This window comes from Pacificispira spongiicola, from assembly GCF_012926505.1.
GTDB lineage: Bacteria > Pseudomonadota > Alphaproteobacteria > UBA8366 > Aestuariispiraceae > Pacificispira > Pacificispira spongiicola.
This window is the reverse complement of the sequence record NZ_JABBNT010000004.1, coordinates 466,240-480,805: the sequence shown is the minus strand read 5'-3', so window position 1 is coordinate 480,805 and position 14,566 is coordinate 466,240. Positions and strand designations below refer to the sequence as shown.

General features: G+C 60.0%; 15 protein-coding genes. 2 read left to right on the top strand and 13 right to left on the bottom strand.

The features are described from left to right. Positions 1-101: 101 nt before the first annotated feature. From HH303_RS15355 to HH303_RS15305, 11 genes are all read right to left on the bottom strand, one after another. Entirely contained in the window at positions 102-1,646 is a 1,545-nt protein-coding gene (locus HH303_RS15355) for a sensor histidine kinase (protein WP_169626248.1), read from the bottom strand. A gap of 132 nt (positions 1,647-1,778) precedes the next feature. Further along, positions 1,779-3,272, bottom strand: coding sequence for a methyl-accepting chemotaxis protein (locus tag HH303_RS15350; RefSeq protein ID WP_169626247.1), 1,494 nt, complete (start codon positions 3,270-3,272; stop codon positions 1,779-1,781). 438 nt (positions 3,273-3,710) lie between these two features. Next, on the bottom strand, positions 3,711-4,319 hold the full coding sequence (locus HH303_RS15345) for a hypothetical protein (RefSeq protein WP_169626246.1): 609 nt from the start codon (positions 4,317-4,319) through the stop codon (positions 3,711-3,713). Positions 4,320-4,326: 7 nt separating this feature from the next. Further along, on the bottom strand, positions 4,327-5,502 hold the full coding sequence (locus HH303_RS15340; RefSeq protein WP_169626245.1) for a hypothetical protein: 1,176 nt from the start codon (positions 5,500-5,502) through the stop codon (positions 4,327-4,329). A 156-nt stretch (positions 5,503-5,658) separates the two neighbouring features. After that, positions 5,659-6,018, bottom strand: coding sequence for a hypothetical protein (locus HH303_RS15335; protein WP_169626244.1), 360 nt, complete (start codon positions 6,016-6,018; stop codon positions 5,659-5,661). Positions 6,019-6,128: 110 nt separating this feature from the next. After that, the gene (locus tag HH303_RS15330) at positions 6,129-6,863 is read right to left on the bottom strand and encodes a capsid assembly protein (protein ID WP_169626243.1); all 735 of its coding nucleotides are present in this window, start codon (positions 6,861-6,863) and stop codon (positions 6,129-6,131) included. Positions 6,864-6,874: 11 nt separating this feature from the next. Then, positions 6,875-7,177, bottom strand: coding sequence for a Bbp19 family protein (locus HH303_RS15325; RefSeq protein ID WP_169626242.1), 303 nt, complete (start codon positions 7,175-7,177; stop codon positions 6,875-6,877). Between the two features lies 1 nt (position 7,178). After that, positions 7,179-8,828 carry a portal protein gene (locus HH303_RS15320; protein ID WP_227421845.1) on the bottom strand — a complete coding sequence of 550 codons (1,650 nt, stop codon included), beginning with the start codon at positions 8,826-8,828 and terminating at the stop codon, positions 7,179-7,181. 2 nt (positions 8,829-8,830) lie between these two features. Beyond that, positions 8,831-9,034, bottom strand: coding sequence for a hypothetical protein (locus HH303_RS15315; RefSeq protein ID WP_169626240.1), 204 nt, complete (start codon positions 9,032-9,034; stop codon positions 8,831-8,833). 103 nt (positions 9,035-9,137) lie between these two features. Next, positions 9,138-9,569: a hypothetical protein gene (locus tag HH303_RS15310; RefSeq protein ID WP_169626239.1), complete on the bottom strand. Its 432-nt coding sequence runs from the start codon at positions 9,567-9,569 to the stop codon at positions 9,138-9,140. Then, positions 9,562-9,969: a hypothetical protein gene (locus tag HH303_RS15305; protein WP_169626238.1), complete on the bottom strand. Its 408-nt coding sequence runs from the start codon at positions 9,967-9,969 to the stop codon at positions 9,562-9,564. Before HH303_RS15305 ends, HH303_RS15310 begins: the two co-directional genes overlap by 8 nt. Positions 9,970-10,217: 248 nt before the next feature. Here HH303_RS15305 and HH303_RS15300 point away from each other — a divergent pair, with 248 nt between their 5' ends. Together HH303_RS15300 and HH303_RS15295 are read left to right on the top strand one after the other, a co-directional pair. Further along, positions 10,218-10,841: a helix-turn-helix transcriptional regulator gene (locus HH303_RS15300; RefSeq protein WP_169626237.1), complete on the top strand. Its 624-nt coding sequence runs from the start codon at positions 10,218-10,220 to the stop codon at positions 10,839-10,841. A 39-nt stretch (positions 10,842-10,880) separates the two neighbouring features. Next, positions 10,881-11,717 carry a branched-chain amino acid aminotransferase gene (locus tag HH303_RS15295; protein WP_169626236.1) on the top strand — a complete coding sequence of 279 codons (837 nt, stop codon included), beginning with the start codon at positions 10,881-10,883 and terminating at the stop codon, positions 11,715-11,717. A gap of 31 nt (positions 11,718-11,748) precedes the next feature. Here HH303_RS15295 and pyrC read toward each other — a convergent pair whose 3' ends face one another. Together pyrC and asnB are read right to left on the bottom strand one after the other, a co-directional pair. Further along, positions 11,749-12,786 (bottom strand): dihydroorotase, encoded by a 1,038-nt coding sequence (pyrC, locus tag HH303_RS15290; RefSeq protein WP_169626235.1) that lies wholly within the window; start codon positions 12,784-12,786, stop codon positions 11,749-11,751. Continuing rightward, the gene (asnB, locus tag HH303_RS15285) at positions 12,783-14,564 is read right to left on the bottom strand and encodes an asparagine synthase (glutamine-hydrolyzing) (RefSeq protein ID WP_169626234.1); all 1,782 of its coding nucleotides are present in this window, start codon (positions 14,562-14,564) and stop codon (positions 12,783-12,785) included. Before asnB ends, pyrC begins: the two co-directional genes overlap by 4 nt. Positions 14,565-14,566: the final 2 nt, after the last annotated feature.

The window sequence follows — 14,566 nt, the reverse complement described above, 5'->3', positions numbered from 1 at the left end:
GCATGTTCTCCGGCCTTCTGCCGTTCGACTGTGTACGCTTCATCCCTTCTGGGACAAGGTTTTATAACGGAAACCGCGGCGTCGGGAAAGAGGCTGCGCTTTTACGCGCCGGCTCCCCTCATGGCGTCGTGACGCGCGCGCCAGGTCGGGAAGATCAACTTCACCTTGGTGCCGACATTGACGGTGCTTTCTATTTCCATTTCCCCGCCATGGGCTTCCATCAATTGTTTGACGATATAGAGTCCCAGCCCCACGCCGGAAGACGATTTCGCCTGTCCCGGATCGGCGAGTTTCACGAACGGATCCGCGATCGTGGGCAAGGCACTCGCCGGGATGCCGGCACCGCGGTCTTCAACAACGATCGCGAACCCGCTGCCGTCATGCGACAGGGTCACGGTGATCGGCGTCCCGGGCCGGGAGAATTTGAATGAATTGCGTAGGATATTCGTCAGCATCTGATAGCAGCGCCGCCGGTCGGCAAACAGACTGCAGATCCGAGTGTCGTCCCGAAGAGTTACCCGCCCCATGCCTTTCAGGCGGTCGAGATCGGTCGCCTTGATCGCCTCGTTCAGCAATCCTTCGATGCCGAATTCCTCCTCCCGCAATTCGATCCCTTCCAGGGCGAAATGCGACACGTCCAGGATGCCTTCGATCAGGACCAGCAGATGCGTCGCCGATTTGGCGATATCCCCGGCATAGCCTTTGTAAACATCGCTCCCGATCGGTCCCATCATCTCGCCCTGCATCACCTCCGCCAGACCGATGATCGGGTTGAGGGGGGTTCGCAATTCATGGCTCATGGTCGCCAGGAACCGGTCCTTTGCCTTATTCGCCTCCACAGCGGCATAGACCGCCTGCTGCAGGGCCTCCGCATTGCGTTGCCTTTCAGTGATGTCCTGCACGATCCCTTCCAGAAAATCGGCCCTGTCGCCGTGTCCCTTGACGAGGATCGCCTGACCATGGACATAGCGCGTCTCCCCGTTCGGCAATACGACGCGGTGATCCAGGGAATATTCCCAGCCCTTTTCCGTCGCCGCCCGGATGGCGCCCCTCACCGCATCCCGGTCATCCGGATGGACGGTCCGCAGAAAGCCGGAAAACGACCCCGACCGGGTCTTGGGGGAAACACCGAAAATCACCGAGGCCTCCCTGGACCAAGTCAGGTCCCAGGTTTCGATGTCCAATTCCCAATTGCCCATACCGGCTATCTTCTGGGCATTCTTCAGGCGGGTTTCGCTACGCTCCAGCGCATATTGCTTCATCCGACGTTCGGTCACGTCCCGGACGATCGCGGCAAAATAGGGAACGCCCTCCAGGGTTTCGGCGACGATCGACACCTCCGCCGGAAAGACGCAGCCGCTGCGGCGCAGTCCCTGTACTTCGACCCGTTCCGCCATGGTGCGTGACGCCGCCCCATATCGGGCGAATTCGCGCATATAGGCCGGGTGCTGTTCCCGAATCTGCTTTGGCAACAGGACATTCAGATTCTGGCCCAGCAATTCGTCGACCGACCAGCCGAATATGGCTTCCACGCCCTTATTCGCATAGGCGATGCGAAAGGTACTGTCGACGACGACAAAGGCTTCCGACGCGGCATTGACCAAATGCGGCAAGACGGTTCGTTCGATTTTGTCGAAATCGAGCATGTCGCTTTCGTCCGACCCCATCAGAACACCGTGTCAGCCATAAGGCGACCCTGCCGGGTCGCAAAGACGCCGGAGGCCGACATCCCGCCAAGCCGTCGATCCATAGTCGAATTCCCCGCCATCGACAGACGGCTACCCTTCCAGATGGGCGATAAAGGCCTTCACCTGATCGTCCAGATAGGCGGCTTGTTCCGTCAATTGATCCATTGACGTTCGAATGCCGCCCAGTTGCTGATTGCAGGACCGCGACGCGTCGCTGACCCCCGTAATGTTTCCCGAAACTTCGCGCGTGGCGGCGGTCTGTTGTTCCACCGCCGCGGAAATCGTCGCGGAAATCTCGCTCATCTCCGAAATCACCGTAGCGATCGCCTGGATGGCATCCACCGCACCGGTGGTCGCGTCCTGGATCGACTGAATACGGTCGCCGATCCCCTTCGTCGCCCGCTCCGTTTCCACCGCAAGGCCCTTCACCTCGCTGGCGACGACGGCAAACCCCTTGCCCGCCTCCCCGGCGCGGGCAGCCTCGATCGTCGCATTCAGCGCCAGGAGGTTCGTTTGTCCGGCAATCTTGGTGATCAACTCCACCACTTCCGTGATGCTTTCCACATCCTTCGCCAGACCGTTGATCCGATCGCGTATTTGCTCCGCGCCGTTCACCGCATTGGTCGACACGTCCGAGGATCGGGCGACTTGGCGCGAGATTTCCTGTATAGAAGCGGAGAGCTGTTCCGTTGCCGCCGAAACGGCGTCCGCTTGGTAGCTCGACTCCTCCGTCTTGCCGAAGATCATCTCGGTCGTTTCTTGCAGCTCCGAAGCCGCCCGGTTCACACTGTCCGCGACCTGCAGAATACCTTCGGTCAGTTCGATTTCACGGGTGATGACGGACCATGTCGCCATCGCCCCCATATACCCGCCGTCGCGATCCATCACCGGGTGGACCCGTAGATCCAGTGTTTCCGGACCGACCTTGATCTTCCCGCGATGCGGCAGACGCGACGGGTCTGCCAGCATCTGTCGCTGATGACCGGGATTCTTATGGAAGATATCGACATTGCTGCCGACAACCTCCTCCGCCTTGCAGGGCAGGTGTTCCTCAATATTCTTGAGGGTCCTCAGGCTTTCGGGGTTCATATATTGAATATCGAACGTCTTCGTATCCAGGAACATGACGTTCATCGGAAGCTGTTCGATCATCTGCGCCATCCGCTGGACCTCGTTTTCCGCCCGGACGGCGTCGGTCACAACGTTCCACAGCAACACCGGCCCCAAATATTTCCCGGCGGGGTCGAAACGGGCGACGATGCTCAAATCCATCACCTCGGCCGCCACCTTGATCCGCGCCTTATGAGGTAAATTATTGGGATCACTGAGGATCGAGCGCTGCACCGATGGGTTTTTGTGGAAGATGTCGATGCTTTGTCCCAGCACCGCGTCCGCCGGTACCGGCAAGATCGCTTCAATGGATTTTAGCAGCCGGTAGGACTCTCGATTCAGATACGAAATCTTAAAATCGGGTAAGTCGCAGACCATGACTGCGGCCGGTACGATATCCAGAATCTCGGTATCGAAGCGCGCACCAGACAGAGACCGTCCCTGCCGGTCATTCCAACTGATCTTTCCCATCATCTCCCCACCACTCAAAATTGTTATTTATGATTTTTATTCGATGCATTATTTCCTTTTTCACAAACGCACTCAGGAAACTGCATGAATATCACCTAAGTGAAATTGATATAGATCAATTTTCATTAAATATTTAATTTTTTATGAATGTGATATATTTTGCGGTATCTGGTTAATTTTAAAAGAAAAACAGCCACCCTCACCGGATGCTGAAAATCATATCATCCGCAACAATGCCGACAAAATTGACCAAATCCGATCGCCGCGACCCGCCGCCTGTGGTTGTGCGACAATTAGACACAATGGATCGGAAACATCGGCATCTCTCTACCTTCCCGCTAACCACTCACACGAACCCGGTGCGCGGAATCAAGAAAGGGGAACAATGCCGCCTCGAAAATATCGTCACAGCGGTGCTTCGATTTGTTCGCAAAGCACCAATCAAGGTTCCGCGAACCGACCGCCGCGCATGATCAGTTCTTCCAGGAAGCCGCATTCGTTAAATGCCATGAGGTCGGTTTTGGCGTCTCGGTTGTATATGGAAGACGGCGTCGCCTTGAAGTCCGACATATCCACGCCGTCGAACCGCCCCGCCGCCAACCGTTTCTGATAGATGCGATATGCAACACTCATGGTCCAATAATACATCCGCTTTTCGGGTTCGTCGTCGTATTTACCGGTATCGTGCGTCGGATCGAACCAGGAAAGCGGGGTATATACTTTCCCGGAAATGAAGATGGTCGAACGGCTGCTCCTTTCCGGGAACATCTGTTCGTCCTCATACTCCGCTTTCCTAATGTCATTTCGGAGTTCCGACCAGAACTCTTCGGTCGGTTCGCCTTCCAGAAAATTCAACGCATTGACGCCACTGAAAGAGGTTTCAAAGTCATACAATTCGCAGGCTGGAATGAACTGCTTGACCGGCACATGCGCCCGGAACCATTCCCAGTGCGGGGTCGCCCAGGACACCAGCATGATGCACAGGGCGGTGCCGATCAGCACCGCCCCGCCCAACCAGAAAAGAGGATATCGAATAACCAGTGGTTTCATTTCCGCCTCAATCCAAATCCGACCAGTCCACGGATTGAAGAACCAGTTGGCCATCCTGGATGCGATAGGTGGCTATCATCCGCTGTTTCCAGGCTGATTGGTTATCGTATTCTTTCGCATTGCCATGATCCCGTGCGGCTTCCGGCAATGCGCTGGAGGGCCCGCCGTCAAAATCGTAGGGGTCTTTCCACGAATGCGTAACATCACCCGTGATTGTAATCGTATCGCCGCTTCTCGTGGCCGTAAATCCATTCTGCGCCTCGGAATTGAACTGGCTTTTGCCGGAAGCGAGGGCTTCATCGATCTCCCAATTTTTCAAGTTCTCCTCCGACCGCGTGATCGAATTGAACCTATCGCGGGGCATGTCCGCTTCATCCGGCCCCGCCGGTAATTGCAGACTATCGCCGTCCTTCATGGCGAGAAGATGGCTACGATATTCGTAAATATTGTCCTTATTTTCATCTTCTGGATCGGCAAGCCGGTTCTTGGTGAACCCTTCAACGAATCTCTGCCGGTTCAGCCCTTCCCCTTTGATCACGGGATAGCGCTGCCTCGCCTCGTCACGCGGGATGGTGCGGGGTCTACCGGACCCATCCAAAAAATGGTCGAGGGCATCCGCCGCGTTGGTCAGGCCCAGCATGCGACCGACCGGTGATGCAGCACGCAACACCAACTGCGCCGCCGCGCCTTCGATCTCATCGGGGGCCGCCTTAATGGCCCCGCCAATGGTTCCGTCAATGGCCCCGTCTACTTGCTTCCCAGCCTTGCCGAACGCCCATGCGGTCGGATTGGCCCAGGCATCGGAATTCAAGAGACCGCTATCCGCGGTTTGCACGCTGTGTTTCGGTTTCTGCGATGCCTCCCGGTATTTGGGGGCGGTCGCCTTGGTATTGGCGCCTTTGATTTGAACAGCGTTAGTGCGGCTATTTTCCGCAAGTGTGCGGCTCAGCATCGTTTCCGTCTCGCCGCCGGGGCGGGCGATGCCGTCGATGGTCAGGCCGTTGCGTTTTTGAAACGCCTTCAGCCCGTCGAACATCGGCGTATCGGGATACGGCGTCAGGCCATAGCTGGGGATTTCATAATCGCCCGTCCGTATCAGGGCCTTTTTGGTTTTGGAGATGTCGTCCGGGTCGACGACATAGCTGCTGCCGATCGGCGCCTTCAGTTTGAATGTCTGGACCATGCGTTCTGTCCTTTGGAACGTTCGAGATGAAACGGAACGCGGGCGGCGGTGCTTGACGGAAGATCCGGCCCCGGACTTGGTTGATGTCCGATACACACTTCCCCGCCGCCCGGTCCCCAAGCGCCCATCCCCGATCAGAGAGGGGCGTTTGTGCGGTTACGCCGTCGCCTGCACCTCCCCGGGATAGAGCTTGCGGAAGCCATCGGCGACCTGCTGCACGGTGCGCGGGTCGCGGTCACGCCAGTAGCGCGGGTCCTGCATCATCGCCCGCAAATCCGCTTCCGCCCCGGCGGCATCCCAGGCGGCACCCCCGGCGGCATCCCCCGCCGGCGCGCCGTCCGTCCCGTCATTTTCAGTAAGCGGCCCCAGAATGGCACCGAAACCGTCCCCAAACGCTTTGGTCAGCAGAATGGCCGCGCGGGGCGTGATGATTGCGTCCAGCTCCTCCAATTCCGCGCGGTTGAGGGTCTTCAGGCCATCGGCGATGACCTGCACGCTTGATTTTCCGTCCGTCATGATCGTCCTTTCCAAGAATGTTACGGAAGGGTCGGCTGTACCCGCCCCAAGGGTACCCAGAGCGGGCGGCGGCGCGCCGACCGGTGACGCCGCCTGTCCCACGGCCAGCGTCAGTTGCCGGTCGGATAGAGTTGCCGGAACCCCGATTGAACCTTGCCGACCAGCGACGGGTCGCGGTCGCGCCAATAGCGGGGGTCCATCATCAGGCGTTTCAGTTGCTGTTCGCTGAGGCCCTCGCCGCCCTCACCGCCCTTGGCGATACCGGGTTCGTCGCCCGCGCTCATCATCCGATGAATGGCCATGACGCCGTCATAGCTCGACGCCAGATGCTCCACGGCGCCGGGGGGCAGATTCCGTTCCCCCCATTTGCGCATCTGTCGGCGCATTTCCTTCCAGCGATCGGCGCCGCCGAATTCGGTTTCCAGCCGGGACTGATCGCCGGATCCCCGGGCGGCCTGGACGACGGAAATCATCAGCGGCGCCAGTTTTTCCGCCGCCAGATCATAAACCAGTTGCGCCTGTTCCTCCGTGAACCCGGCGCGGTGCAGGACGGCCTCCAGTTCCGGGTCCCGTTCCAAGAAATCTTCCAGGATTTCGATGCGATACTGTTCCGGCGTTTCGGGCACGCCCAACGCTTTCAGCTCCGCCTGTTCCGGAGTCGGTTCTTCCTGTTCCGGAAAATCGGCGGAGGCGGGGCCGGAGGTGGCGCTGGGGGGTACGCCGCCCGCCCCAAGCTTCTTTTCCAGTTCCAAATACGACCGCAGCAAGGCGTCGCTGTTCAGCTCCCCCGTTTCCGGGTTACGGAATTTCATCGGGATCGCCATTGGCTGAGTTTTATTGTTCATCTTATGTTCCTTTATTTGGGGCCGTTCCGGCCGCGTTCGATCAGGGATTGGATATGCAGGACGAGGCAGCGCTGACCATCGAGATGCCGCATGGACGCATCGCTGACGCCTGGGCCCAACGCTCTGTCCAGGGTAACGGCGCGCAGGTGACGCAGGGCAATATCCCCGTCATCCCCGGAAAAGCATCGGGCGAAGGCCTTATCGATCCGGCTTTGCGCCGCGCCGCTGACGACCCGGGACGCCGCCGCGCCACCGACCGGCATACCGCGTTGGGATTCAAGCCCCGCCCATCCGTCTGTGCTGAGATCAGACATTTCAGGCACCTCCCGCAAACGGCACGGAAACTTCCGGGGCGGTTGTTCCCGCCGTGCCGGGCGACAGGGACGATAGCAAGGGCGCCAACCCCGCCAACCCCGGCTGATCCGCCGCCCCCATCGAGGAAGGCAGTGCCGGTCCCGTTGTCGCGCCGGGTTGTGCCGCCGCCTCTTCCTTCGTCCGCAACAAGGTTTCCGGAATGCGGAAAGATTTGGCGAACCAACGCGCCGCCTCCTGCGCCTTCACGATCCCGGCGGCGTCCGGCCCGAACAGGGCGATTGTTTCGAACCATTGCAGAGCGGCCTGCGCCTCCGCCCGATGCCGATGCAGGGCGATCGGCGACACGATACGCAAGTCGACCTCGCGCCCATTCAGGGTGATGTCCGGGATTTCCCCACGCCGTTTCAGGATAGCAATGGCCCGCCGCGCCAGGGGGAACAGCAATTCCGCCTGAAGCCTGCCATAGGTCGCGCCCAGATGACGCGCCATTTCCGCGGACCGTTCCAAGACCTCCGTCGCGGTCATGCGCGGCGCGTCGATCTGTCCCAACTTATCCGCCAACAGACTGGACCGAATTCGATTGCGCAGATCTTCGAGCACCAAGTTGGAGACATCGAAATTGCCCGGCGCCGTCAACGGCGTCAGGCCACTGGACCCGACCGCCTTCGGAATAATGGTTCCGGGCAGAAGCTTTACCGTCGCCGGATTCAGGACGCCGTCATCGTCCGCCTGCCAGATTCCGGTGACCGCGATGGTCGCATTCTTCAAGACCAGTTCCACGACCTTGTTCGCGGTCTTGATATCCGGCAAGGCCTTCATTACCGGGGAACGTCCGTAAATTTCGCCCGGCGCCTTCATCCAACGGAAATTGATGAAGGGCGAGGCCGGAAACACCCCCGTCGCCAGTTCCTGAGCCTCCGCCCCGCCGCGATCTCCACCTTCGACCAAAAGCGCGCGATAGACATAGCCGCGTTTGTCATCGGGCAGAACGGATTCCAAGACCGCGAACCGGCGTTCCCCGTCATCCATTTCGCCGGCCGCATGATCCGGGACGATATGGGCCTTCGGAAAGCGGGCTTTCAACACGTCTTCGGAATATTCGGCTCGGCGGAAACTGACGTCGAGAAGTCCGCCCGCCCCTTCTTCCAGCACCGCCTCGCCCATCGGGACGGCGGTGAAGCGAAAGGCCGACGATTCCCCCAACGGCGATTCCTCGAACAACAGGCTGGCCGTGCCGACGGTGACGAGATCCAGAAAGCATTGATGAATTTCGACGGCGATATTGGATCGGTCGAAGTGGCTTTGCAGTTGGGCGGATACTTCCTCCAACGGGCCTGCCAGTTTCTCGGCCTCTTCCGACGCCAAGTCCGGCCCCGGCACGATGTCGAACCACCGCGTCCAGGGCGGGGTCAGTTCCGACATCAGGCTGGCCGCCAGTTGTTCGACGGCATCGGGGGCGGTGCCGTCGAACAGCTTGTCCGTCTTCTTTGCCCCCGGCACACCGCCGTCCAGGGCACCATCCCGTTGCGGCATGGCATAGTCGTAGCATTCGCGCCAATGACCGTCCCAGGCGGACCGGCGTGTCTTCGCCCGTTCGTACCGACGCAAGATCGCCTCCGCCGTTCGCGGGTTCTGTTGGGAGTGATCCATGGTCATTCCCCCAACAAGGACTTGCCGGCGCTGCCGCGGGATTCGTTCAGAATACCGCGATAGCCCGTGGCGATTGTTCCGCTACGCCCCCGGCGACGGCGATCCATATCTTCAAGCCGCCGTTTGCGTTCTTCCGCTTCCGTATCCACCGGTTCCGGTACGGCGACCGGTGCCGCCGGGGATGGAGAGCTCAATAAACCGCCCATTATTTTCTCCTTTTGTTCCTTTTCACAACGTCCAACCGACCGTCTTGCTTAGACGCATCTACAAACAGGTTTCCCTGCACTAAGCATCGGAAGGCACATTCGGTCAGCCCACACTGTCCTTACCCTTAATCATATTTGTTGTCAATTTGTTTTTGTTATTATGCTTATATAACTGGAACGTTGTGAGAACATTCATCGCCGACACGCCCAGAATGCGCTTCACGGCCTCGACACAGGTAAAGGGTCGCAGCAGGATTCCGCGCTTCGGGTATGGCGTCGTCGTAACGGCCTGACAGCGTCGGCCCGTGTGATGCAGGGCGATCAAATGGTCGCACAATCCGTGAAGGTCCGTTACCGCCAGAAGGGTCCGATGACTTAACGGATCGACCATGACCCACAGCGATCCAACGGACACCATGACGAAACAATGCCGAAACCCACGTTTGAGCGGGCGCAGCAGAATCATATCCGAATTGTCCGAATAGACGACGATCGCCGGGCGCCGGCCATGACCGGCATCAAGCCAGTTATCCATGCCCGGCATCCTTTCCCGATGTCGACATGCCGCGCGCGGCGGCTCGCTTGTCACGCATCGCACCCGCCGCCTTCTCAAGCGCGCCATGCCACAATTGCGCGCTTTCCCATTCGTTTGGCACACGCTTGTCCGGCGGACGGTTCAGGTCTCCGAACCGGCACAGAGTTTCGACCTCCCTTTGCGTCAAGCGTTGTTGCCGCCGCAAGCGGGACAGGACGGAAACGATACCCTCTGGATCTCGAAAAAGTCGGCGATCTGCCTGCCCGATCCCCGGATCGGAGAACCGCTTCAGGCGCGCGGACGCTCGAAGCCACGCTTCCTCCGCCAACGCGAAAGATGTCGGACCATCCGGCCTCTCACGCTCATCACCTGAATTCAGGACGAATCTCGATTGAATCATCCATACACTCCCTGGCTTTGGCCGGGGACAAATCATCCGTCAAGCGAGCATTATTTATACCCTCTATGTTCTATCGTCAATTGTGTATTTTTCTGATATTCTCCATTTCAACCATATTCGTTTCATCCGCCACATTCCGAAACCGCCTTTCGTCGTGCCAAGATACCGCACCCCGCCCGACGTTCCGCCATTGTTTTTCTTCGTGGAAAGATTTATCCCGGTTCGGGGCGCGTTTTTTGAGGACTGTTATGAAACAGGAAGACGTTTGGCGTGGAATAGATCGCCTTGCCCACGAAATCGGGGTCACCCCCTCCCGACTGGCCCGCATGGCGGGATTGGATCAAGCGGTATTCAGCACAGGCAGACGCACCAATCCCGACGGGCGATTGCGCTGGCCGTCCATGGACAGCCTGGCAAAGGTCCTGAAGGTTGCGGAGATATCCATCGGCGACTTCGTGGATTTCATGTATGCGGACCCGTCCAGCCGCGCCGGATTCCGCCTGCCCTGCATGTCCATGCGAAACGCCGCGGATTCGGAACAATACGATACGGACGGCTTTCCGTCCGGTCCGAAATGGGAACGCGTCCTGTTTCCGGACTTGCCTGACCCGCGTTGCTTCGGTTTGGTCGTCGATGTCGATCACTACACCCCTGTCTATCGTCAGGGCGATTTGATCGTCTGCGCCCCGGGGATGAGTATCCATCGCGACGACCGGGTCGCCTTCCGCCAAGGGGATGCCTTGAAACTGGGCATCTTGTCGCGGCAATCTCCTTTCACGATAGATATATCCTTGCCTCAAGGCGGCGCCCCTGAAACGATCCCGGCGCAGGACATTTCATGGATTGCCCGGATCGCCTGGGTCCGCCAATAGACCGAACTATCAGATAACGCCTATCGCGAGGGAACAGCCATGTCGCAACCGATTACTTTCTATAACGGCCAGTGGATGGACGCGAATGCGCCGTTGTGGAGTTCCATGTCCCACGGGGTTTGGCTGTCTTCCATGATCTTCGACGGGGCGCGCGCCTTCGAAGGGGTAACGCCGGACCTGGACCTGCACTGTCAGCGCGCGGTGCGCAGCGGAATCGCGCTGGGGCTAGCCCCCACCTTGCGATGGGAAGAAATCCAGGAAATCGCGCTTGAAGGCGTGAAGCAGTTTTCGACGGATACCGCGCTTTATATCCGCCCCATGTTCTGGGCGGAAAACGGCTTTGTCGCGCCGGACCCCAGCTCCACGCAGTTCGCCCTGACGGTCAACCCGCTGCCCATGCCGGGCACGGACGGTTTTTCCGCCTGCCTGTCCACCCTACGGCGTCCGATGCCGTCCATGGCGCCGACGGATGCGAAGGCGTCCTGCCTGTACCCGAATGCCGGACGCGCCTTGGCGGAGGCCCGCGCCAAAGGCTTCGACAATGCGGTGATGATGGACCCGATCGGCAATATCGCAGAATTCGCGACCGCCAACCTGTTCATGGCCAAGGACGGAGTGGTTATGACCCCCGCCGTCAACGGCACCTTCCTGAACGGCATCACGCGCCAGCGCGTCATCAAATTGCTGCGCGACAAGGGAGAAACGGTGGTCGAAGGCCGCGTCACCCCGGCGGACCTGGAAAGCGCGGACGAAATCTTCAATACCGGGAATTACGGCAAGGTCATGCCTGTGAAGCACTATGAGGGCCGCGATCTGCAACCGGGACCGAAATACCAGCTGGCCCGCGAACTGTATTGGGAGTTTTCCCACGCATAATGTGGTTTAGGGGGGCGAAAGCCGCCCCCTTTTAGCGCACGGTCCAGGCCAGCGTTTCGCCGGCGCGATAGGCCAGGATGCGATCGTCCCCGACCGTTATCCCGTCGATCTGAACCGTTGGTTCGCGGATCAACGTGACAGTCCCCTCATTGACCGGAAGGCCATAGAACCGGGGACCGTTCAGGCTGGCAAAGGCTTCCAATCGGTCCAGGGCGCCTTCCGCCTCGAATATCGCGGCATAGACCGGCAGCGCCCCCGGTGCATTGAAAATACCGGCGCAGCCGCAGGCGGTTTCCTTCGCATGCACCGGATGGGGCGCGGAATCCGTGCCCAAGAAGAACCGCGGATGACCGCTGACCGCCGCTTCCCGGACGGCAAGTCTGTGCCCTTCCCGTTTCGCGATCGGCAGGCAATAGAGATGCGGTCGGATCCCGCCCCGGAACATATCCGTCCGGTTGATCTCCATGTGGTGCGGCGTCACCGTCGCGGCCAGATTGTCGCCCGATTCCTGCACAAAATCGGCGGCCTGTTTGGTCGTGATATGCTCCATCACCACCTTCAAATCCGGAATCCGGTCCATCAGCGGCTTTAACACCACCTCGATGAAGACCGCTTCCCGATCGAAGATATCGACCATCGGGTCGGTGACTTCCCCATGGACCAACAGCGGCATACCGATTTCCGCCATGCGCTTCAGCACGGGTTCGACCTTTCGGATGTCCCGGACCCCCGCGTCGGAATTCGTCGTCGCCCCCGCCGGATAGAGCTTCACCGCCGTCAGCTCGCCTGCCTCGAACCCCGCCGCGATATCGTCGGCGTCCGTCTTTTCGGTCATATAGGCCGTCATCAGCGGGGTGAAGTCGGATCCGTCCGGCACGGCGGCCAGCACCCTGTCGCGATAGGCCGTCGCATCGGCGCGCGTCACCACCGGCGGGACCAGATTCGGCATGACGATCGCCCGACCGAAGACCCGCGCCGTTTCCGGCACCACCGCCGACAACATCGCCCCGTCGCGAAAGTGTATGTGCCAGTCGTCCGGCCGCTTGATCGTCAGTTCCATTGCGGTCATGCGCCTGTCCCCGTTCCGTCCAATGCGTCCAAGATCGATGCGCCGCGTATGTCCTGTCCGGCGATCACGGACTTGTGCCACAGTGCATAGAACAGAAGCAACCAAGCCGCCTGCCCCTCGCGTTTCTTTTCCGCCGCGCGGAACAAGCCCCGCACCCGATCGGGATGGGCGATGGCCTGAATGCTGTCCTGCGCCGCGACAGCCGCCCCCAGGCGGTCACCATCCGCCGCGATCCAGTGACCGACAGGCACCGTGAACCCGCGCTTGGGAGAGAATGGCTTGGCCTCCGGCAGGCGATTTTCAAGCCACCGGCGCAACAGATACTTGCCCTTCCCGTCCCGGATTTTCAGATTGTCCGGCAGCCGGAACGCGGCTTCCGCAACGGCGGGGTCCAGAAACGGCGTGCGCCCCTCCAACCCGTGGGCCATCAAGCAGCGGTCCAGCTTGACCAGCAAATCGTTCGGCAACCAATCCTCGCAATCCACGGCCTGGGCGGTTTGCAACCGGTTGCGTTGGTCCTGTCCGGCGCGGGCTTCCCGCCCGTAAATACTGTCCCGCCAATCGCGCGATTCGTTGCGCAATACACCCAATCGGTCAAACACACCGCGACTGCGCATCGACTTACCACCCAACCACCAGGGTCGCAGCACGGATCGATAGCGGCCATAACCGGCGAACAGCTCGTCCCCGCCTTCACCGCACAGGATGACCTTCAGGTCCTGCGCCGCCCGTTCGGCCAGGGCCCAACTGGGCAGAACCGCATAATCCGCCGTCGGATCGTCAACAGCGCTGGCAATGCTGGGCAGCAGCGCATGGAAGTCCTTTTCACCAAACGACACTTCCTCATGCCGCGCACCCAATTTAGTGGCCAGCATCCGTGCATGGTCCCGTTCGTCATGCACCCCGGCCCCGTCGAACCCCGCCGTGAAGGCGATGACGGGTTGATCGTTCAACTCGGCCATGAGGCTGAGCAACACGCTGGAATCGATCCCGCCGGACAGAAACAGGCCGTAGGGCACGTCGGATCGCTGATGCACCGTCACGCTGTCATGCAGTGCCGTATCCAGCCGCGCCAGGGCATCCGCTTCCGATAGTTTTTCGACGCCCCCGGCGGGCAGTGCCTCGCGCCGGTAGCGGGCGACGATACGCCCCTGACGGATAACAAGCGTCTCACCGGGAAGAACCCGTTGGACACCGGCGACAGGCAGCGTCCGACCGCAGGAAAACTGAAGCTGAAGGAACTCGTCCCGCGACGCCTCGTCCAACTTCCGACCGTGAAGACCAGCATTCAGCAAAACACCGGGTTCGGACGCGAAGGCGAAACAATCCGGCGTTTCGATATAGTAGAGCGGTTTGATCCCGAAAGGATCGCGCGACAGGATCAGGCTGCCGCCATCCATCGGGTCATGGATCGCGATCGCATACATGCCGCGCAGGCGATCAGCATAGCGGACACCGTCGCGACGATACAGGAACAGCGCCGTTTCGCAGTCGGATTGGGTTCGGAATGGCGTATCCGCCATTTCCGCCCTCAATTCGACGTAGTTGTAGATTTCCCCATTCGCGACCAAGGCCCCGCCCGCGGGCTCATACAGCGGCTGATCCCCGGTCGTCAGATCGATAATCGCCAGCCGGGTCTGCACCAAACCGACATCGCCGGACAGATGGCGACCGCTACCGTCAGGGCCCCGATGCGTCAACCCCTGCATCAGCCGGTCCAACAGTCCGTCGGTCGGCGTCGACCCGTCGCGAGTCATGATACCGGCGATCCCGCACATGA

Bases quoted from the DNA above. Each gene is read 5' to 3' on its own strand.
- HH303_RS15355 (WP_169626248.1), bottom strand. From the start codon at position 1,646: ATGCTCGATTTCGACAAAATCGAACGAACCGTCTTGCCGCATTTGGTC.
- HH303_RS15350 (WP_169626247.1), bottom strand. From the start codon at position 3,272: ATGATGGGAAAGATCAGTTGGAATGACCGGCAGGGACGGTCTCTGTCT.
- HH303_RS15345 (WP_169626246.1), bottom strand. From the start codon at position 4,319: ATGAAACCACTGGTTATTCGATATCCTCTTTTCTGGTTGGGCGGGGCG.
- HH303_RS15340 (WP_169626245.1), bottom strand. From the start codon at position 5,502: ATGGTCCAGACATTCAAACTGAAGGCGCCGATCGGCAGCAGCTATGTC.
- HH303_RS15335 (WP_169626244.1), bottom strand. From the start codon at position 6,018: ATGACGGACGGAAAATCAAGCGTGCAGGTCATCGCCGATGGCCTGAAG.
- HH303_RS15330 (WP_169626243.1), bottom strand. From the start codon at position 6,863: ATGAACAATAAAACTCAGCCAATGGCGATCCCGATGAAATTCCGTAAC.
- HH303_RS15325 (WP_169626242.1), bottom strand. From the start codon at position 7,177: ATGTCTGATCTCAGCACAGACGGATGGGCGGGGCTTGAATCCCAACGC.
- HH303_RS15320 (WP_227421845.1), bottom strand. From the start codon at position 8,828: ATGGATCACTCCCAACAGAACCCGCGAACGGCGGAGGCGATCTTGCGT.
- HH303_RS15315 (WP_169626240.1), bottom strand. From the start codon at position 9,034: ATGGGCGGTTTATTGAGCTCTCCATCCCCGGCGGCACCGGTCGCCGTA.
- HH303_RS15310 (WP_169626239.1), bottom strand. From the start codon at position 9,569: ATGGATAACTGGCTTGATGCCGGTCATGGCCGGCGCCCGGCGATCGTC.
- HH303_RS15305 (WP_169626238.1), bottom strand. From the start codon at position 9,969: ATGATTCAATCGAGATTCGTCCTGAATTCAGGTGATGAGCGTGAGAGG.
- HH303_RS15300 (WP_169626237.1), top strand. From the start codon at position 10,218: ATGAAACAGGAAGACGTTTGGCGTGGAATAGATCGCCTTGCCCACGAA.
- HH303_RS15295 (WP_169626236.1), top strand. From the start codon at position 10,881: ATGTCGCAACCGATTACTTTCTATAACGGCCAGTGGATGGACGCGAAT.
- pyrC (WP_169626235.1), bottom strand. From the start codon at position 12,786: ATGACCGCAATGGAACTGACGATCAAGCGGCCGGACGACTGGCACATA.
- asnB (WP_169626234.1), bottom strand. From the start codon at position 14,564: ATGTGCGGGATCGCCGGTATCATGACTCGCGACGGGTCGACGCCGACC.